At 56.5% G+C, this 21,005-nt stretch carries 14 protein-coding genes; 10 read left to right on the top strand and 4 right to left on the bottom strand.

The genetic code is table 11. The features are described from left to right. Window positions 1–179 precede the first annotated feature (179 nt). The 4 genes from EXY20_RS35400 (at window position 180) to EXY20_RS35385 (ending at window position 6,586) form a co-directional block, all read left to right on the top strand. Complete coding sequence (locus tag EXY20_RS35400) at window positions 180–932, top strand: helix-turn-helix domain-containing protein (protein ID WP_167859751.1); 753 nt, start codon at window positions 180–182, stop codon at window positions 930–932. Between the two features lie 116 nt (window positions 933–1,048). Beyond that, the gene (locus EXY20_RS35395) at window positions 1,049–4,114 is read left to right on the top strand and encodes an S-layer homology domain-containing protein (RefSeq protein ID WP_235886354.1); all 3,066 of its coding nucleotides are present in this window, start codon (window positions 1,049–1,051) and stop codon (window positions 4,112–4,114) included. A gap of 703 nt (window positions 4,115–4,817) precedes the next feature. Further along, window positions 4,818–5,540 carry a copper homeostasis protein CutC gene (locus EXY20_RS35390; RefSeq protein ID WP_135557150.1) on the top strand — a complete coding sequence of 241 codons (723 nt, stop codon included), beginning with the start codon at window positions 4,818–4,820 and terminating at the stop codon, window positions 5,538–5,540. Window positions 5,541–5,578: 38 nt separating this feature from the next. Continuing rightward, a complete protein-coding gene (locus EXY20_RS35385; protein WP_207671391.1) occupies window positions 5,579–6,586 on the top strand; it encodes an asparaginase in 1,008 nt (335 codons plus the stop codon). Between the two features lie 179 nt (window positions 6,587–6,765). On the opposite strand, the gene EXY20_RS35380 is transcribed toward EXY20_RS35385, so the two are convergent. Beyond that, window positions 6,766–8,604: a sensor histidine kinase gene (locus tag EXY20_RS35380; RefSeq protein WP_135557149.1), complete on the bottom strand. Its 1,839-nt coding sequence runs from the start codon at window positions 8,602–8,604 to the stop codon at window positions 6,766–6,768. After that, the gene (locus EXY20_RS35375; RefSeq protein WP_167859750.1) at window positions 8,582–10,120 is read right to left on the bottom strand and encodes a response regulator; all 1,539 of its coding nucleotides are present in this window, start codon (window positions 10,118–10,120) and stop codon (window positions 8,582–8,584) included. Before EXY20_RS35375 ends, EXY20_RS35380 begins: the two co-directional genes overlap by 23 nt. 203 nt (window positions 10,121–10,323) lie before the next feature. On the opposite strand from EXY20_RS35375, the gene EXY20_RS35370 reads away from it, so the two are divergent. From EXY20_RS35370 to EXY20_RS35345, 6 genes are all read left to right on the top strand, one after another. After that, entirely contained in the window at window positions 10,324–11,217 is an 894-nt protein-coding gene (locus EXY20_RS35370; RefSeq protein WP_167859749.1) for a carbohydrate ABC transporter permease, read from the top strand. A gap of 13 nt (window positions 11,218–11,230) precedes the next feature. Continuing rightward, on the top strand, window positions 11,231–12,049 hold the full coding sequence (locus EXY20_RS35365) for a carbohydrate ABC transporter permease (RefSeq protein WP_135557146.1): 819 nt from the start codon (window positions 11,231–11,233) through the stop codon (window positions 12,047–12,049). Window positions 12,050–12,180: 131 nt separating this feature from the next. Beyond that, window positions 12,181–13,641, top strand: coding sequence for an ABC transporter substrate-binding protein (locus EXY20_RS35360; RefSeq protein ID WP_167859748.1), 1,461 nt, complete (start codon window positions 12,181–12,183; stop codon window positions 13,639–13,641). Window positions 13,642–13,716: 75 nt separating this feature from the next. Beyond that, entirely contained in the window at window positions 13,717–15,225 is a 1,509-nt protein-coding gene (locus EXY20_RS35355; RefSeq protein ID WP_135557144.1) for a sulfatase, read from the top strand. Between the two features lie 81 nt (window positions 15,226–15,306). Continuing rightward, window positions 15,307–17,334, top strand: coding sequence for a family 10 glycosylhydrolase (locus EXY20_RS35350; protein WP_135557143.1), 2,028 nt, complete (start codon window positions 15,307–15,309; stop codon window positions 17,332–17,334). Window positions 17,335–17,607: 273 nt separating this feature from the next. Next, the gene (locus EXY20_RS35345) at window positions 17,608–18,501 is read left to right on the top strand and encodes a 3'-5' exoribonuclease YhaM family protein (protein ID WP_235886353.1); all 894 of its coding nucleotides are present in this window, start codon (window positions 17,608–17,610) and stop codon (window positions 18,499–18,501) included. Between the two features lie 521 nt (window positions 18,502–19,022). On the opposite strand, the gene EXY20_RS35335 is transcribed toward EXY20_RS35345, so the two are convergent. After that, on the bottom strand, window positions 19,023–20,141 hold the full coding sequence (locus EXY20_RS35335; RefSeq protein ID WP_135557141.1) for a sensor histidine kinase: 1,119 nt from the start codon (window positions 20,139–20,141) through the stop codon (window positions 19,023–19,025). After that, window positions 20,138–20,824 carry a response regulator transcription factor gene (locus tag EXY20_RS35330; protein WP_135557140.1) on the bottom strand — a complete coding sequence of 229 codons (687 nt, stop codon included), beginning with the start codon at window positions 20,822–20,824 and terminating at the stop codon, window positions 20,138–20,140. Before EXY20_RS35330 ends, EXY20_RS35335 begins: the two co-directional genes overlap by 4 nt. Window positions 20,825–21,005: the final 181 nt, after the last annotated feature.

Raw genomic sequence — 21,005 nt, 5'->3', positions numbered from 1 at the left:
TGGCTTATTTGCCCGATTTGCCCTGCCTCGCCGGAAATAGCCATCGCTTCCGCTTCGGGTTCTTTACAATCCGTTGGCCCCGAATGCATCTGCCAGCCCTCCAATATAATGGAGCTATTCCAACCCGCCCTCCCCTAGTATACTTAGAAATAAATTATTGTAGAGGCGGCGAGCCGGGAATGGATTTCAAAAATAACATCAAAAAAATCATGAAGGAAAACGGTTTAACGCTATACGGACTGGATAAAACCTGCGATTTATCTTCCAATACGTTACGATCGTTGGTAAACCAACCTTACCGGAATACCAGTTTGAGAAGTCTCCAGATTTTAGCCCAGATGTTGAATTGCAGCATCAAAGACCTTATCGAGGATGATCCGGCCGTTCTCTATTATAAAGAAATAGCCGAAGCCAATAAAACGAGAAGCCTTTATAGCCGAAATCAAGTTTTTAGTCCTGATAACAGGGAGTATTTAAGGAAATTGCTTTTTCAAGTTGGGGCGTCATGTCATGTTCTTCCCTATAGTCGCTATCGAGCTGCCACTGTAAGAAATGGATATGAATTAAGTCCGATCCAGATCGAGCTGAGTTTACGCGTAGTCGAAGCGGCCGATATATTGATGCTGCAAGTAGTAAGCTTTTATGTATGCGTGAATCACGTAACCCAGAATGAAGCTATCATTAAAGAGGCGATCGTACAGGCGCTGGAAATATATGCCCAAAAATTACATATGGACGAAATCCATTTCACAATCGATCAGAATTTTGAAAGAGAAGAGGATTTCCTTTCAAATGCCTTTTCCGAATTGCCGGCTGATTTTTCTTATACACTGGGTACGGAAGCCGATTTCTTTAGGAAGCATAACTATGAACGTTCGCCATACCCCTATTTTGAAGACTATCAAATCGAGTGGTGCAAAACATTAAAGTAGCGGTATGATCGGAGGCGATCGAATTGGCCAAAACGAAAACCGCAACAGCCTATAGGGGAAGTATCGTTTGAAAAGATGGTGAAGCCACGGTGAGGAAAACTGCCATATTGTTCGGAATGATCAGCTTGTTCATTATCGTTACGATTGTAAATGTGTTCCAGTGGCTTAGTCCCCGGGCATACGCCGTGAGGGCGAGCGGCGGAATGCTCGACGCGACGCAATGGGATTTTTCCAGGCAGGGAGTCCTCTCGTTGCGCGGGGAGTGGGAGTTTTATGAAGGGAAGCTGCTGGGGCCGGAAGATTTTCGAACCGGCGGCGAAATCGGAGGCCGTCTTGTTCAAGTGCCCGGCGGCTGGAAAAACCAATTGGCCTCCAAAGACAAGCACGGTTACGGAGCCGGTACGTACCGGCTGCTGATCCGCACGAACGAAGCAGCCCTGTACAGCTTACGGGCGAAAAAAATCCGAATGTCCAGCCGCATCTTCATGAATAGCATCGATTTGGGCGGCTTTTTCCAATTTGCCTCGTCCGGCGCGAACGTTCCCAAGCTGAATATTGTCTACACGACAGCGCCCGTCCAATTAACAATTCCCCATACGCGAATCGCGGCGGGAGACGGATTTACGTTGTTGCTCCAAAATGACGGTACGGTCAAAGCATATGGTCGAATTCGCGAACACAAGATTGAAGTGCCGTACAGCCTGACCGGCGTGCAGGCGGTTTACGCGTCCAACGACTGCGGCTATGCGATTCGGGAAGGCGGTTTCGTTGCGGCCTTGGGCGACGGCTGCGCGGTTCCCGCCGAAGTCCCGGATGGCAATGTCGTCGGGCTCGTACTCGATGGCGGCACCTCCGCCGTCTTGATGAATGACGGGACGATTATCAACTGGGGGAGAGAAATCCCGGCGGAATGGAAAACCATCTATGCCCCGTTCAAGTCCATCTCGGGTGGGGACGATCATGTGGCGGCGCTGACGTGGGATAACGCTGTCGTCAGTTGGGGCTCCGGCTCGACGGGGGCGACGTCCGTGCCTGATGACCTGCCGGCAACGACGGCCATCGCATCGGGGATCAATCCTACGGTGGCGCTGCTGCAGGACGGGACGTTCCGATCGTGGGGCCGCTATTACTTGGAGCCGGTCCCGGAAGCCTTGTCCGACGGCGTGGCCGTCGAGGCGAATGACAACTTTTCCGTTGCGCTTAAGCGAGACGGGCATCTCGTCGTATGGGGAGACGGCGAACAACTGCAACCGCCGCCCGGGCTTGACGGCGTCATTGCTGTCGCAGCGGGAAGGTCCCATATTGTCGCGCTGAAATCGGACGGTACCTCGGTTGGCTGGGGAAGCAACCGGCACGGCGAAACGGTCAATCCGGCACCGTCCGTCGACGGATTGTCATGGTTGCCCGGCAGCGAAATCGGCACGACGAAGGCGTCGATAGCGGACGAACGTCTGCACGACGGGCGCTATGGCGATCTGACGCTGAAATATCGAATCGGCGCCGCGGGCAGCATGAGGCAGCCTTATGTCGGCGAGGATTCATCCGATCTCGGCTATGACACGGCGCTTCAGCCGGGCGACGAGTTGACCGTCTCCCCGGGGCAGCACATTTATGTCCTGGCAGAGTACGAGGAGGAAGGCGACAAAAAAGTAGCCTACTGGTCGGATGTCGTCCTCACGGCAGGTCAGGTAAAGCAGGCACCGGACGACAATAACAATAATAACAACAATCACAACGATGATGACAATAACAACAGCAACAACAATACCAATAATAACAATAGCAATAATAGCAAGACCAATACCAACAACGGCAGCAATACGCCCGCGTCGAACAACGGCAAGGAAACGGTTTTCGTGGACGTCGTCATCGGCGGAGAGCAACCGGCCGACACCGCCAAAGTCGAAATCGAGCGAACGAAGCAAGCCAACGGAACCATATCCGACCTCGTCACGTTCGACGAAGCCAAGGCGAACGAAGTCGCCGATCGGGCCGCGGCGGCCAAGCAGCAAATAGCCAGAATCGTCATCCCCGACGCCAATGACGAAGTCGGCGAAGTTCGCATGAATGTGTCGAGCAGTGCGCTGGCGGTGCTGCAGAAGAACGGGATTGACCTGGAAATTTATACGGATAACGCGGTCATTCGTGTTCCGATTGCTTCGCTGGACGGATGGGACGAAGCGTTCTACTTCCGCCTTGTTCCCATTAGAGAGGCTGCGCTTCGCCAGGAAATCGAGCAGCGCGCCCGGACCGAAGAGGCCGTCAGGAAGATTGCCGGCAATGACGACATCCAGGTCGTAGCCCGTCCGATGATCATTGAAACGAACCTGTCGAGCCGGGCAATTACGCTGACGCTACCTTTGCGAGATGTCGAGTTGCCGCAAGACTCGCAGGAACGGGCGGCATATTTGAAGCATATGGGCATCTTTATCGAGCATACCGAGGGAGACAAAGAAGTGGTAGCCGGCAAGACGGTTGCCGGAGCGGACGGCAAGCTTGGCTTGCAATTCGACGTCGACAGGTTCAGTACGTTCACGATTCTGCATATTGCTGCGTTAACCGGCGCCGAACAGCAGGTCGGGACCCATGCCCAATATGTCGACGGCTACCCGGACGGCACATTCGGAGCGGAGCGCAACGTGACGAGGGCGGAGCTGGCAACGCTGCTGGTCAACAGCGGCATTGTACCGGCAGACTTGGATCCGGACGAAGCGTTGTTCCCGGATGTTGCGGCTTCGCACTGGGCTGCCGCGAATATCGGCCGTGCGGAGAAGGCGGGATTGCTTGTCGGCTACCCGGATGGATCGTACCGGGCGGACGCTTCGATCACGCGAGCGGAGATGGCCGCCGTCGTCTATCGGTATGTGAAGCCGGACAGCGCTCCTTCCCGCACATTCCCGGACGTCCCGTCATCCCATTGGGCAAGCGGTATGATCGCGGCTCTGTCCGGTTACCTGGATGGTTACCCGGACCTGACTTTCCGTCCGGACGCCAAGCTCACCCGTGCCGAAGCGGTAACCATTCTGAATCGAATGCTGAAGCGTGGCCCGCTTAACGGGGGCGCGAAGCCGAGCTGGCCGGATGTGGCCCCGTCCTATTGGGCATACGCCGACATCGAAGAAGCTTCGACGGATCACGCTTATACGCTGCGGCCTGAAGGCGGAGAATGGCCGGCCGAGTAATAATGTTCGGGCAGGATGAGCGGGAGAAGCAAGAATTTCGTCAAGATTCTGACTACAAGGGCACCCAAGCGGGTGTCCTTTAATACGTTAAGCTGAACCGTCGTAACATTTGACAAGCAAAACGGCCAAGGCCAACAGGTTATCAAACGGAACAACAAGGGATGGCGAAATAAGCCGTTTGAGGAAACCGCATTTGGCCTGCGAATTCCTCCGCTGAATATCGACAAACGTTCGAATCACGAGTATGCGGTAAAGTTGGAAGTGGACAGCAAGCCGGACCGGGGCACAACAGTGACGGTGCGCGAACCAGTTTCGTCAATTTGATCAGTTGGGGCGAAATAGGCAATGAAAAATGGCTTATTCCTCTTGTTTCGCCCGGCTCATCGAAAATAACCAGTGAAAACACTGGTTATTTCGGCCAAACAGCCTCAATCCGAGCAGATTGGCACGAATAGCCAATGAAATCACTGGCTATTTTGAGGCGACAGCCCATTTTAGACCAAATAGGCATAAAACATGGCCTATTTGTCATTCCCTTGTTGTTCCGCGTTGCGTCTGGGCCGGAATCGCCCAAACGGCCGACAAACGAGCGCCTGCCGCCGGTATTTCCTTTCTTCCCTTGCTTATGGTAGAATGCTGTCGAACGCACGGCCGGTTGCCCGCTGGGAGCGCCGGCAAATTCAACTTAATCGAGGAGACGAAGATGAAGCTGGAAGTCATTGCGACCAGCGTCGCCGACGCGAAGCTGGCCGAGCGGTGCGGGGCGGATCGGATCGAGCTGATATCGGGCATTCGCGAAGGCGGCGTCACGCCAAGCAGCGGTCTGATCGGGCGTGTTCTGGATGCCGTGGCCATTCCGGTGCATGTTATGGTGCGCCCCCATGCGAACTCGTTCTGCTACGACGAGGACGACTGGCAGACGATGCTGGCCGATATTCGCGCCATTCGCCAATGCGGAGCCGCCGGCATCGTGGTGGGGGCTTTGACAGCGAACCGTTTGGTGGACGAGGCGGGACTGCGGCGGGTGCTTGAAGCGGCCGATGGGCTGGCGGTTACGTTCCATCGCGCGTTCGACGAGACGGCGGATCAGGAGGAAGCGCTGAGGACGCTCGCTCGCTACCCGCAAATCAGCCGCATTCTGACGTCCGGCGGGAAGCCGAGCGCGCTGGAGGCGCGCGAGACGATCAAGCGGCTCGACAGCCTGTGCCGGGCTGCGGGGATTACACTGCTTGCGGGAAGCGGGCTGACCGTCGAGACGCTGGCGGGATTTATCCGCGACACCGGCGTTGCCGAGGTGCATATGGGAACGGGAGTCCGCCGCGGGCACGACGGACTGGCGCCGATCGACTCGGAAAAGCTGAGCGAAGCGGCTCGTATCGTCGCGCAGTTTCGTCGCGAGTTGGCCGCCAAGCCTGACCAAGCATAACGAGGCATTCATCCTGCGAATGAGGAGAGGATCACAACATGAGCGAGCTGCTTATCGAGGAACGTCGGGGCGGATTGGTCGAATGCGAGTATGTCGGGCATATATGCGGCGTGTCGTACGATGGAGAAATCGCGTACCAGTTCGGCAACCCCCGCCATTGGACTTATTTGCGTTCGGCTGCGAAACCGTTTCAGGCCATTCCCGCATTCCGCTGCAACGCACCGGAAAATGCCGGTTTTACGCCCAAGGAGATGGCCATCATGGCTGCCTCGCACCGGGGAGAGCCGTTCCACTTCGAAGCGGTTGAATCGATGATGCGCAAAATCGGCGTGACCGAAGACGATTTGGTCTGCTGCGCGTCCTACCCGCTGAATGCCAAAGCCAGAGACGCGCTGGCCGCGCAAGGCTTGCCGCCGCGCCGCCAATACCACAATTGTTCGGGCAAACACGCCGGTTTGCTCGCGCTGTGCAAGAGCGAAGGTTATCCGCTGCAAGGATACGAGGATCCGGGGCACCCGGCGCAGAAAGACATCCTTGCTGCGCTGGCGGCGCTTTCCGAGTACCCGGCCGAACAAATTCGGCTCGGCATCGACGGCTGCGGCCTGCCGGTGTTTGCGCTGCCGCTCGACCATTTAGCCAAAGCGTACCTGAAGCTTGCCCGTCCCGAGCTGATCGCCGATCCGCTGACGCGGTCGGCCGTCGAACGAATCACCCGGCTCATGAACGAGCATTACGAGATGGTCGCCGGGACGAACATGATTTGTTCCTCCTTGCTGATGGACGACAACATTGTAGCCAAAGGCGGCGCCAAAGGGGTGTACTGCTTCGGCCTGCGCAAGGAGAAGATGGCGTTTGCGCTCAAGGTCATGGACGGCTCCGAGGACAAGTGGCCGATGATCGTCGCCGCAATTCTCGAGCAAATCGGCTATGACCGCCAGGAAACGATCGAGCGCATGTACGCGCTTTGTCCGAAGCAGTTTGCCAATGGCAACGGCACGATCGTCGGCGAGAACCGGGCGGTATTCCGGCTGCGGAAGCAGGCGTAACGGGAAAACCTGCCGTAATTTTTCCGTTTTTTCGTGAAAAATCAAAAATAGATGGAAATCCTCCTGTTATTTCGCAGCCTTGAGCCGAACTTCGGCAAAAAGGCGAAAATTAGCAGGAGGTTTTCCTGTTATTTTGGCAAATTCATCATTTTGGCGTGAAATAGCGGCAGGTTTTCCCGTTATTCATCTGTAGCGGGAGGGGCGGGCACGCCGCTTCCTTCGTCGTCGTTGCCACCGGCAGCTTCGCTTCCGTTTGCCGCCATCGGCGGCAGGCGGAAGACGATGCTCGTTCCTTTGCCGCAGACGCTTTCGATGTCGATGCCGTACGCCGCCCCGTAATGAAGCTGCATCCGCTCCTGCACGTTGGCGAGTCCGAGATGGTCGGCGGATCCGACCGGCTCCCGCATGCGTTCGCGGATCCGGGCCAACTCCTCGTCTTTGATTCCCCCGCCGTTGTCGAACACCTCGATGACGACGCCTTCCGCCGTTTCATAAACGGTGATGGCGACGAAGCCTCCCTCAGGGCTCAGCTCGAGCCCGTGATACACGGCATTTTCCACAACTGGCTGCAAGCTGAGCTTCGGAATCGCGTAATCCAGCAACCGGTCCGGTATGGACAACATCAGCTTGAATTTGTGATCGTAGCGAATTTGTTGAATTTCGAAATAACGCTTCACCTGATTCAGCTCTTCGCGCAGCGGGACGATTTGCTCGCCTTGCGAGATGCTGTACCGGAACATGTCGGCAAGCATCTTGGACATGCGGGCGAGCAGCGGCACATTTTCCAGCATGGCGAGCGCATTCATCGAGTCGAGCGTATTGTACAAAAAGTGCGGGTTGATCTGCGAATGAAGCGCTTTGAGCTGCGCGTCCTTGCGGGTGATTTCGGATTTGTAGACGTCGTTGACAAGCGTTTCGATCCGTTCGGTCATCTGGTTGAAGCTTTGCGTCAGCCGGCCTACCTCGTCCGTGCGGGTAACGTCGAGCTGCGAATCGAACCGCCCCAGCTGAACCTGCCTCATCCGCTGCTGCAGCGTACGAAGCGGCTTGGTGATCCGGCCGGCGATGAAGGTCGACAGCAGCAGCGCGAGCAGCATCGCCAGCAGCCCGACGCCGACGGTGATGTTGCGGAACGCAACGGAATTGGCGGCCAGAGAGCTGAGCGGGTCGAGACTGATGAAGAGCCAGCCGGTTGCCGGAAGCTCGGCCGTATTGACGAACATGCGCTCCCCGTCGAAGTCGCCCCAACCCGGCTGCCTGCTCCGGATGTCTGCCGCTCCCGGCAGCTCCTGGCCGATTTCTCCCGTACGGTCCGAATAGACGACCCGATTGTCCGCATTGATGATCGTTACATTGCGCAAATTCAGGCTGTCCATTAGCCGGGCGAAGTCCATGACGTTGATGTCGATGACGATGCCGCCAAGTTCGACGCTTCCGATAGAATTATTGATTTTGCGGATCAGCGAAAATGTATTCGGCGTCCGGGCGCTTTGCACGGTTGCGAACGAACGGACGAACGGACCGACAATGACGACTTCGCCGTTGCGCCGGATCGCTTCCCGGTACCAGCTCTCGTCAGCGAACGCGGGATTGGCGGCATAAAGCGGCTCCTTGACAACAGTCGTCCCGTCGGGCCGCACGATCGTAACGTTCTGGATCGACGCCTTAATATTCATGTAGCCGTACCAGACCTCGAATTGCTGGAACAGGGCGCTCTTCCAGCGCGTCCGGGCGATCGGATCGCTCGGAGGACCGGCGTTCAGCAATTGCTGCACTTCGCTCGTGTAGATGACCCGCGAATAAAGCTCCAACTGATCCGTATACGCTTGCAACTGCTGCGATACGAGCTTCATTTCGACCGCTCGTTGGTCAAGCGTCTGCCGCTCCGTGACGTTCAGCATCGAGAAAAACAGAATGCTGCCGATCAGCAGCAGCGGCAGCGCGATTACGACGAAGTAGGAGGCGAGCAGCTTCTTGTGAATGCTGCTGCGGACACTATGGACGAGCTTGGCGATCACCGCTGAACTCCCCCTTGTAGCCGAGCGGCGTGGTGCCGATATGCCGTTTGAACAGCTTGCGGAAATATTTCACATCCTGGTAGCCGCATTGCTGGGCGACATCGGCGATTCGTTGCTCCGGGTCGGCGGCGATCAGCGCTTTGGCCCGCTCCATGCGCAGATGCGTGACATATTCGAGGAAGTTCCGGCCGGTGTGCTGGCGGAAAAGCGAGCTGAAATAGCCGGGGCTCATAAAGCTGCTATGCGCCAGCTCGGACAAGTTGATCGTCTCGCAGAAGTGGGCGTCGATATATGCCTTGGCCTTCTCGACGGCTTGCCGCGTTTCCAGCGAAGGCTCGTCCTCGGCCAGACGGCTGCGAAAAAAATCGGCTACTCCGGCTTGCTTGTCGGTCAGCGAAACGATGGAAGGAAGCGACTTGGCGATGCGGCACGCCTCCAGGTAATCGGGCTCGCGGATCAATCCGGATTCGAACAGCTCCCGCGCGCCGCGCAGCAGGACGTAATGATACGAGCTGTCCGCAATGTCCGGATGAGCGGTCGTTCCGATGCGCAGCAGCTCGTCCAGCTTGCGCAGCGCCGCATCGCGGTTCCCGTGGCGCAGATGGAACGCCCATTCCTGTTCCCATGCAGCGCTGATCGGAACGAAAGTGGCGGCTTCCGCGGCCAGCCGCTCGTAGGTCGCCGCCGCCGGTCGATCGGCCTTGTCGGCCGATTGGCTGGAGAGGATCGCGTAAGCATCGAACGCCTTGCCGAGCGAATCGCGGACAAGCGCGATGCCGGGCGCCTCCGGCCCGACGCCGATTCGCCGCAGCGCCCCGTTCGCCGCCGCCAACCGGGTGAGCTCGCGGGACAACTCGTCCGCCGACAAGTCGGCTGCGGCAGCGAGCAGCACATAAACGCCGCGCGTCCGGAACGCGCATACCGCCATCGTTTCGGCAAGCGGGCGGAGCGTCTCGTAGACGGCGTCCCTGTCGAGCTCGCTTTCGAATACGGCCGGAACGAACCGGGCGGTTTCCTCCGCGAACCGGATATCCGCGAATGCCGTGTGCAGCTGCTCCGGATCGGATTCATAGACACCTTCCAGCAGGAAATGAAAAAATTGCTCCCGCCACCTGCGCATGTCCTCGTCGGTTTGCCGTTTCTGCTCGCGCAGGCGGGTCACCATTCGCTCCAGCAGCGCATTGAGCTCTCCCGCGTCCACCGGCTTCAGCAAGTAATCCGCTACCGTCAGCTGAATCGATTTGCGCACATACGGGTAATCGTCATAGCCGCTAATGACGACGAAAGCGAGGTCGGGACGCAGTTCCCGCGCTTGTTCGATCATTTCAAGACCGTTCATGACCGGCATCCGCACGTCGGTGATCACAATATCCGCTTCCGCGTTCCCGATCCGATCCAGCGCCTCCCGGCCGTTCGCGCATTCTCCCGCGAGCGTGAGCTCGAGCCGGTCCCACGCGATCATTTTGACGATGCCGGCCCGGGAAAGCCGCTGGTCGTCCACAATCCATACGTTCATCGGCACAACCACCTTCGCCTTCAAGTAACACATAGTATAGCATAGGTTCGTTTGTCATAAACTACCGCGGAATCGGCACCCGGCGAAGCAAAAAATGTCCCCCACCAAGAAGAAAGAATGTCCCCTCGTTGCGGCAAACGGTTTCAAGTATAGTAAGGTCAGGCACGAAGACGGCCTGATCGACGATCGGAGGGGACATGGCAATGACGGCAACACGAAGCTTGCGCAGAAACTGGAAAGGGTATGCCTTCCTCCTTCCGGTGTTCGCCGTGCTTGCGACCTTCAAGTACGTGCCGTTTTTCAACGCGCTGCTCATGTCCTTCTACGAATGGAATGGCGCCAACGTGCGCAAATTCATCGGGCTGGACAATTTTACGGCGCTCTTTCACGACAAGACGTTCTACGTATCGCTTAAAAATATGCTGGTGTTCACCGGCGCCGGCGTAATCATTCAACTGACGGTGCCGCTGCTCGCGGCTGTGCTCGTCTTTCATGTCCGCAACAGGCGGCTGCAGAATGCCTTCAAGCTATGGTTCGTCGTACCGCTCGTCATACCGGCGATCGTCATCTATTTGACCTGGCAGTGGCTGTTGGCGGGAGATTACGGGGTGGTCAACGAGCTGCTGGAGCTGCTTGGCCTGGAATCCTGGACGCACGCCTGGCTCGGCGAAAGCAAAACGGCGATCTGGTCCGTCATCTTCGTCAACTTTCCGTGGATCGGCGGCATCACGTTTTTGCTTTATTTGGCCGGGCTGATGGGAATTTCGAGCGAACTGTTCGAGGTAGCCAAGCTGGACGGCATGAACGCCTGGCAACGGTTCATCCGGCTGGAGCTTCCGCTCGTGCGCAGCCAAATGAAGCTGATTCTCGTGCTTACGATTATCCAGCAAATTCAAAGCTTCGAAAACATTCTCGTCCTGACCAACGGCGGACCCGGGCAATCGACGATGACGCCTGCGCTTTATCTGTACATTCAGGGATTTTCCTACAGCAAGATGGGATACGCTTCCGCGATCGGTCTCGTGCTGTTCCTGTTGCTGCTCGTGCTGACATGGGCGAACAACCGGTTCATCAAAAATACGGAGACTATCGATTGAGAGGAGGGGTACCGTGCGAAACAAATGGACCGCCGTCCCTCATTACGCGGCGCTTGCGGCTTTGCTAGGACTGACGCTGTTTCCTTTCTATATGCTTCTCGTCAGTTCGTTGAAATATACCGACCAGATGATCCTGAACTTCTGGGGCATCGGATTGCCGCTGCATCTCGACAATTACGCGTCGGCATTCCGGCAAATCGGGCCGTTCATTCTCAATTCCGTCTTCATTTCGGTTTGCATCGTGGTTGGCGTCGTTGTCATTTCGTCGCTGGCGGGATATTCGTTCATGCGATTTTCGTATCCGGGCAAAAACGCGCTGTTCCTGCTCATTTTGGCGCTGATGATGGTGCCGGGCTTCCTGATTCTGATTCCGCAGTTTTTGCTGGTGCAGAAGCTGGGGATGCTGAACACGTACGAAGGGCAAATTTTCCCGCCGATGGCATTCGGCGCTTCGATGGCGACGTATTTGATGCGAACGTTTTTCGAAGGGCTGCCGCGCAGCTTGCTGGAAGCGGCCGAAACGGAAGGCGCCGGCGAATTGCAAATTTTTGGGCGCATCGTTATGCCGCTGTCGCTGCCGATTGTCGCCGCCGTGGCCATCATCAATTTCCTTGCCGGCTGGAACAATTACATCTGGCCGCTTGTGTCCACGACGGGGGAAAAAGTGAAGCCGGTCATTCTGGCGCTCTCCACCGTCACCGGCAGCATGGATCAAGGCGTCAGCGTCAAGCTGGCGGGTTATATCATCTCGTCGATCCCGCTGCTTGCGTTGTTTATGGTCGCTACCAAACCTTTCATCTCCGGCATTACGTCGGGAGCGGTGAAAGGGTAGGATAGAGTTTCGTCCGCATGCGGTTTACTGCAGGAAAGCGCGCGCGGCGAACAGGCCCGGCGGTCCGGCTATCGTCTGTCGGCACCCGGGCTGGAAGCAAGACGGATTCATCATACGAAGGGGTGTTGGCGATGTTTACTGGCAACAAGAAGGTTATGGCCCGCGGGCTCACGATGGCAATGGCTTTATCGGTCTTTCTGTCCGCTTGCGGCACAACCAAAACGGATGAGAAAAAAACGTCAGACAGCGCGTCAGGCGGCGATAAAACCGTCAATTTGACCTTTGCGGTCGAAACGCCGAAGCAAGAGGAAACGAAAGCCGTATGGCAGGAAATCGTCGACGGTTATGCGAAGAAAAAGCCGAATGTCAAAATCAAGCTCGATTATGCGCCCAATGACGGCGACGCCTTCCGCACGTGGCTGACGACCGGCCTGATCGGCGGAACTGCGCCGGAAATTGTGCCGAGCCGCTATACATGGACGCACGAGGATTTGAACAAGGATTTGCTGGTCGACTTGACGGCGGAATACGACAAGCCGAACCCGTACACGGACAACAAAGTATGGAAGGATACTTTTACGCCTACCATTCTGAGCGAAATGAAAAACCCGATTTCCGGCAAGCTGTCCGGCGTTGCGCTGCAAACGCTTGCGATCCGCGTATTCTACAACCAGGACCTGTTCAAGAAAAACAACCTGCAAATTCCGAAAACATGGCCTGAATTTATCGAGGTGCAGAAGAAGCTGAAAGCGGCTGGCGTGACGCCGTTCGCATTCGCCAACTCGAAGCCGGGCGACAACCACCTGCTCTGGGTCACGAACCTGATGACGAATCAGATTGCCGCCGACAAGGTCAAATCGTTCGACTGGAACAGCAACCGGCAGCTCGAACTGAACGAAATTGCCGCTGCGGTCGATCAAGGCGCAATCAATCTGGAATCGCCCGACTGGAACGCCGTCATGCCGATCATCAAGGATTGGTCGCAATACTGGGCCAAAGGCTATAACGGCATGAACGGCGATACCGCCAAGGAAATGTTCATCCGCGGCGACGTGGCGATGGTGATGGCCGGCAACTTCGAGCTGCAGACGATCCAGGATTCCAAAGCGCGGAAATTCGAGTTCGGAACGTTTGCGCTGCCCTATTTGACGAAGAAAGAAAATCCGAACGCGGCCGAAAAATACTATGAGCTTGGCGGTTATCCGGACATGGTGTTCACCATTCCGAAGAAGGTGACCGGCGACAAGCTGGATGCGGCGGTCGACTTCCTGAAATATTTGTCCTCGCCGGAAGTGGCGACGATTCAGGGCAACAAGATGTACACGGCCACTACCCTGGTCAATGTGAAGCTGCCTGACAATCTGCAAGGCTTCCAATTTGTCGGCGAGCGCATTCTGGTCAATTTTTACGCCGCCCATATCAGCAAGCAGTTGAATGAGGATTTGGTGCGCATTGGCCAGCTGTATCTGGAAAATTCCGTCGCGATGGACAAGTTCGCCGGCGAGATGCAGAAGACGCTGAAGAACAGCATGACGGAAACGATGAAAACGAACAATTGGACCAAGGACAATCAATACGGCAACAAAAAATAAACGCCCGGCAACCTTCCCCCGGCGCTGCTCGCAAGCGGCGATCCGGGGGATTCGCCTGACCGAGGAGTGAAATCGATGAATGCGATTGTCATCGTTTGCGACACCTTGCGTGTCGATCATTGCGGCCCTTACCATCACGGTCGGCCGCTCAACCTTGTGATGAGCCCGGAGCAGCCGGATTGGGTCGTGCCGACGCCGAATATGGACCGGCTGGCGCAGCGGGGAACGGTATTCGACCGCGCCTGGTGCGGGTCGACGCCGTGCATGCCCGCCCGCCGGGACATTTATACCGGACGGCACGAATTTCTCGAGCGCGGCTGGGGTCCGCTCGAGGACGACGATCTCGACTTGCCAAGACAGGTATCCGGTGCGCCAAACCAGTCGCTGACGTGGCAGCTTGAGCAAGGGTATCCGGTCAGCTACATGGTGACCGATCATTTTCACCTGTGGGAGCAAGGCGCGGGCAACTACCATATGGGCTACACCGGCTTCGAATTCGTTCGCGGCCACGAAGCCGACGCGTGGCGGACGGACCCGGTCGCGTTTCCGTGCCCGGACGATATTCGGCACAAGGCGGAGCGGCATCATCGGAACGTTCATTTGACGCGGCATTCGGAGGCGGATGTTTTCTGCGCCCAAGTATTCTCCCAAGCGGCCGGATGGCTGGAGGCGAACCGCGCGCACCGCGACTTTTACCTGCACATCGACTGCTTCGATCCGCATGAACCGTGGGATCCGCCGGAGGAATACGTGAAGCTGTTCGATCCGCGCGGCTACGATGTGGAGCGGTGGTCGTCGATGGTGCCTTACGACCGGTGGAGCAACCACTATACGCCGGACGAGCTGCGCCACATCCAGGCGCGTTACGCGGCTTCGGTCGTCATGACCGACAAGTGGCTCGGCGTGCTGCTGGACAAGCTGGACGAGCTGAACCTCTGGGACGATACGATGGTCATTTTTACGTCCGATCATGGGACGTACAACGGCGATCGCGGCCGGATCGGCAAGCTCCAGACGCACCAGCACGATGCGTGCGGCCATATTCCGTTCATCGTCGCGCACCCGAAGTACGGGCAGGGCGAACGGCGCAGTCAGCTTGTGCAGCTGGTGGACATTTATCCGACCGTGCTCGCCGCTGTTGGCCGCCCTTGTCCCGCAGGCCGCCATGGCGTCGATCTGCTCCCGGCGCTGCGCGATGCCGATGCCGGAACGCGCGATTACGCCGTATGCGGCATGTTCGGCCGCAGCGTGACGATCACGGACGGCGACTGGATCTTGCACCAGTCGCCGGTGGAGGACAACAAGCCGCTGTTCTGGTACAGCCACAGCCTGGCCAGGTTTATTCCTTACGATCTCGGGCCTTTCGAGCACGGACGCCGGGCGGTCGATTGCGCGTCCTGGACCGAGCCGACGTGGCTCAGCGACAAGCGTTGCGACCCGAACGAAACCGTCAACCTTGCCGCCGACCGGTCCGACAAGCTTGCCGACATGCAGCGCGCGCTGGCCGGCAAGCTGAAGGAACTGGGCGCTCCGTCGGAACAACTCGAACGGCTCGGCTTGCAGCATATGCAGCGGGCACGGTGAAATGGATCGATCACAAACGCTGCTGTGCGATTGCGAAGCGAGAAGCTTCCGCGAGCCGGCCGCGATCAACGGGAGGCGGACATGAAGAGGGACAGTTGGTTATGGGATCGGATGCGTCAAGTACATGTCGACTTTCATATGCCGGAATTTCCGCAGGACGCGATCAAACGCTTCGATGCGCAGTCGTTCGTCGGCCAGTTCGTCAGGGCGAACGTTAACGTCATCGGCGTGTTTACGAAATGCCATTTCGGCAACGCATTTTACGACAATACGGTGGGGCACAAGCATAGCGGGCTGGAAGGCGACTTCTTCGGCGAAGTGCTGGCGGAAGCGAAGAAGCACGACATCAAGGTCATTGCGTATTATTCGCTCGGCACCGACGCCCGCGCCGTGGCGGACAACCCGGACTGGTACCAGGTCGACGAGCACGGGAAAACGCGCGGCGCCGACGGAACGGTGTGGGAACTGCCGTGCATCAACAGCCCGTATCGCGAGGAACTGGTTTTGCCGCAGATCAAGGAAATTACCGCGAAGTACGACATGGACGGCTACCTGCTGGACATCCCGTACTTGCACAACCATTATTGTTTTTGCGCCTATTGCAAGAAGAAATTCGCGGAGGAGTACGGACGTGCGCTGATGCCTGAGCTGCTGGAGACCGACCGGGAGCTTGTGATCCGCTTCGGCATCGATTCGGCGGTTCGCTGCATGCAGGAAATTTCGGCAGCGGTCAAACGCATCCGTCCCCACGTACAGATCAACTGCAACGGCGCCTGGCGCATGGGCGAGCCGGCCGCGGTCAACGCTACAAGCGACTATGGCTTATGGGAGTCGCAGCCCTCGGCGACGGGTTCGTTCCACAACCACTCGATTCGCGCGCGATTTGCCCGGACGCTCGACGTGCCCGTGCAGATCATGACGGTGCGGTTCACCGAAGGCTGGGGACTCATGTCGTGCAAGACGGCGGAGCAGCTCAAATACGAATTCGCCACGATCATGGCGAACGGGGGCATCGTCAACATTGGCGACCAGGTGCTGCCGGACGGCACGCTGCAGGAAGGCGTATACGACATCATCGGCGAGGCGTTTACATTCGTCGCGGAGCGGGAACCGTACTGCATACGCGCCGAGAGCGTCCGCGAAGTGGCGCTGATCGCGAACAACACGGGCAACTGGTATCACGACAAGGACGACGCGGCCACGTTCGGCGCGGCGAAAATGCTGCTTGAGGGCCATCATCAATTCGATATTTACTATAACGATCAATTCCCCGATCTGACCGGCTATCGCGTCGTCGTGCTGCCGGAGACGGTTGCGCTGAGCGAGGCGGCAGCATCCCGCATCGCAGCGTTCGTCGAAGCGGGAGGGCTGCTGCTGGCGGCCGGGGCGGCGACGTACAGCCGCGAACGGAACAATTTCCTGTTGCGGGACGTGCTGGGAGTCGATTATTTGGATCGATCGCCGTACGGTTCCGCGTATTTGACGATCAACGACAGCTTCTGGCAAGGCATCGCCCGGATTCCGCAGTTGGTCGAGGCGCCGTTCGTCAAGACGGTGCCGACAACGGCCGAGACGCTCAGCAGCATTCAGTGGCCGCTTACGGTGCCGGCGCCGGGCCGCGCGTTCCGCCACCCGATTCCGCCGGGCGGAGTCGTCAGCGATTGTCCGGGGATTGCCGTCAACCGCTACGGCAAAGGCGTCGCGCTGTACATCGCCGCGCCGGTATTCGGCTCTTATTGGCACTCGAACCATTTCTGGGTGCGGCGAATCGTGGACAATCTGCTGGGCAGCCGGTACGTACGGTATGCGGAAGTCGAAGCGCCGACGCATATCGAGACGAACCTGATGCGCAAGAACGGCAAAACCTATCTGCATCTGATCAACTTCCAGAGCGTTCATACCGGGGAGAAAAGCACGGCGTATTACAACCCGATCGAGCAAATTACGCCCGTGCACGGCATCCGGGTACACGTTCGCGACACGGGGATCGGGAAGGCGACCGTTCTGCCGGACAACGAAACGCTGGACATCCGGCGAACGGCGGATGGAATTTCGTTTACCGTGCCGCGGGTGCACATTCATGCTATTGTCGAATTGAGTGAGGATTGATCGGTTTCCATGAACAAAGATCGGCCACGGCAATTGCTGCCGTGGCCGATTTCTTTTGACAAGGTTCCGGCTGTTCTGAGCGACTCGAAAATCATCTTGTCGGAGGATGGAACAAATTGATAAAATTCGGTAGAAAGCTTCAATTTGCGAAGCCGTGGTCAAGTGAACGGGTGACGGTGGGTATTAATGAAAAACGGAGGGGAAGTTGTGACCGCGTTAATCAAAGACTTTCAAGATGGCGCCGACTTTGTCGGATTTTATTTGATCAAGGAAATGGAAGCCAAGCAAACCAACAGTTCGGTGCCCAAAGATTATTTGGATCTCGTGCTTGCCGATTCCAGCGGCCAAATATCGGCAAAGCTCTGGGATGCAAGCAAAACCGACATTGAAACGTTCTATCCCATGTGTCTCGTCAAGGTACAGGGCGTGGTGCAGTTATATCGCGAAAAATTGCAAGTAAAAGTGACCCGGATGAGAAAAACGACGGGGCAAGACGGGGTGTCCATTACGGATTTTATCCGTTCCGCTCCTTTGGCGGCGGAAGAACTTCTTCCGGTTATTCAGCAAGCAATCGAAAGCTTGGTTCATCACGATATTCGCTCCATTGTCGCTTATTGTTACGAGAAGGTGAAAGACGCGATGCAAACCGCACCCGCGGCCAAAACCCATCATCATGCTTATCTTGGCGGATTGGCTTACCATATTGTGCGAATGCTCGAAATAGGCGAATTTATTTGCCGGCAACGGCCGTTTCTCAACCCGGATTTGATTAAGGCGGGCATCATCCTGCACGACATAGCCAAGCCGGTGGAAATGAATTCGGAATACGGCATCGTCATGGATTACAGCAACCAAGGCAAACTGATCGGCCATATCAACCTGGCATCCAACTGGATTACGGAAGCAACCTTCAAGCTCGGGATCGCCCCCGAGTCGAATGTCGTCATGGCACTGCAACACCTGGTTCTCTCTCATCATAATTTGAGCGAATGGGGAAGTCCCGTACAACCGCAATTGCCGGAAGCTGTGGCGCTTCATTATATCGATTCGATGGATGCCAAGCTGCAGATGGTAGAGGACATGCTTCAAACAACCGCGGCTGGCGAAGAATGGACACCGGTTATTCGCGGTTTGGAGAATAAAGCGATTTTCAAATTAAAGCTATGACTTCAGCCTGATCCGGCCGCAAGGAGGAATTCGGATGCCCTATGTTCAAGTGAAAGAGGCAGAAATATTTTTGAGGAAATGATTTGAGCCCGAATGGCTGATGGAGCACGAAAAAGTGGACATGATCCCTCAAAATGATCGAACGGCATGAAGAAGCGCATCGCGGCAATTGGCAGGAACATATGCGACAGGCAGCAAACGATTGGCGTTTTTACCCGCAGCTTACGAAAGAACAAATCAGCGGTATTCAGTTAACACGATTGTGGGGACGAATATGCAAAAAAACGAGTACTCCTTGTCGGGAGACTCGTTTTTTCTGTCCGGGCCGTCCCGGATCGCAACCAAACTGGCTCTTTTGACCGCCGTCGCTCCCTATCAAGTAGACGAGGACTTGATCCGGCTATACAGGTCGAACTATCCTGACGATGTACGGCTTCTTCACCTGTTGTCCTGGTCCAGTTTTACGGTCGCGTGCAAAATCGGGACGTGGTGCATGTCGCCTGGCAGTTGACCGTTTTTTTTCATTCGCCCGCCGGCAAATAAACGGCAAATGTCGTCCCTCGATCAGGTTCGCTCGCGACGCGGATGAACCCGCCGTGGGCTCTGACAAAATGATGAGCGATCGATAATCCGAGCCCCGTTCCGCCTGTATGCCGCGCACGGGCTTTTTCCACGCGATAGAAACGATCGAACAGGTGGGTCAACTCCTCGGCTGGAATACCGATGCCGGTGTCTGTCACGGAGACACGTGTATAGACGGCATTCCGCTCCTGGACCGTGTCCTCCAATACAACCGAAATTTTCCCGCCTTCCGGCGTGTAGCGGATTGCATTCGTCAACAAATTGATGAACACCTGCGTGATCCGCCTCGCGTCGGCCATCACCGGTACAGGTTTCGCTTTCGAATGAAAGCTCATTTCCAGTCCGTTCTCCTCCGCCTCCATTTTCACATCATCAACGATTTGTTCCAGTTTTGCCGACAGATCGAGCGGTTTGCAATCCAGCGCCAACCGGCCCGCCTCCGCCAATGACAATACATGAAGATCTTCTACAAGATGGCCCAGGCGGATGACTTCATCTTGAAGCCTGAGCAGCATTTCCGGGGAGACGGATTGATCGGCCTGCTGCGCATTTTCCAATTTCAGCTGCATGATGGACAGCGGCGTTCGCAGCTCATGGGCGACATCGGCCACCAACCGCCTGCGGGCGTCCTCGGCTTCCCGGAGGCGAAGCGTCATGTCGTTGAATGTATGGATGACCTTCCCGTACTCGTCATTGGATGGGACGGGAACGTTTACGTCAAGATCCCCTTGCGCGACGCGTTCGATAGCGGCAACGAGCTTTCGCAGCGGAAGCGTCAATATCCCCGAAATCCATAAACTGATGAGCAGTCCGGTTGCGATGAAAAAGGCCAAATTCCCCAGCACAAATAACTTCATTTTGCCCGATACGAAAGTTTTCAAGATTTCGATCTGTTCCCCGGGCGGCGCACTCAAATAAGCTGCATCGATTTCATGCTTGCGAAATTCATCGAACTGGGACTCCATGTACACTTGTTTGGTTACGGCATGAACGCCGCCGATAATAAGCACGATAAGTCCCATGCAGACGAATATTTTTTGCCGTACCGTCCACTTCATGATTGTTCACCGAATCGGTAACCGAAACCGTATACCGTCTGAATATATCGGGGATTGGACGGATCGTCTCCCAGCTTGCGGCGAAGATTGCGGATATGGGAATCCATCGTTCTTTCGTAACCCATATATTCGTCAGCGAGCGCGGCTTTTAACAATTGCAGGCGGCTAAACACCATTCCGGGACGAGCGGCCAACGTGTGCAAAATTTTGAATTCCGTCGGCGTCAATTGGATCTCCCGATCGTCCTGGAATACCTGGCATTTGGCCTCGGAAATGATAAGGTTGTCTCTTTCCAAAACAGTAGGTCTCTCTTCAGGTCCGCGCAAGCGGCGAAGCAGCGCCCGGATGCGCGAAGCGAGCTCGCGCAAGCTGAACGGCTTCGTCAAATAATCGTCAGCGCCGATTTCCAGACCGACGATTTTATCCGCTTCATCCGATCGGGCTGTGACCATAATGATACCGCACGACGAGGTTTGCCTGATTTCGCGGCAAACGTCGATGCCGCTTTTTCCCGGGAGCATCCAATCGAGCACAATGAGATCAGGCCGCTCGGATCGAGCAATCGCGAGCGCTTCAAGGCCGGTACAGGCGGTCAATACCCGAAATCCTTCACGTTGCAGATAGTTGTGCATCTCCTCAAGCATGCCCGGTTCGTCTTCCACAAGCAACAATTTCGGTTCCATGCCCATCCCCGCTTTCCGTTTAGTCAGTTTCAGGTTTCAAAGTGCGCGAACCCGCCACACACCCCAAAGTATACCGTGATTCAACAAGTTCTTGAAGGAATCCACGCAAAAAGAGAAGGATCTGCATAAGTTCTCGACATTTATTGTTTACACTACAGGCGAACGAGAGAAAGGAATCATT

Origin of the sequence: Paenibacillus cymbidii, from assembly GCF_004764705.1 — a bacterium.
GTDB lineage: Bacteria > Bacillota > Bacilli > Paenibacillales > NBRC-103111 > Paenibacillus_AN > Paenibacillus_AN cymbidii.
Note: the sequence above shows the minus strand (reverse complement) of the source record. Positions and strands in the feature narration are given on the sequence as shown.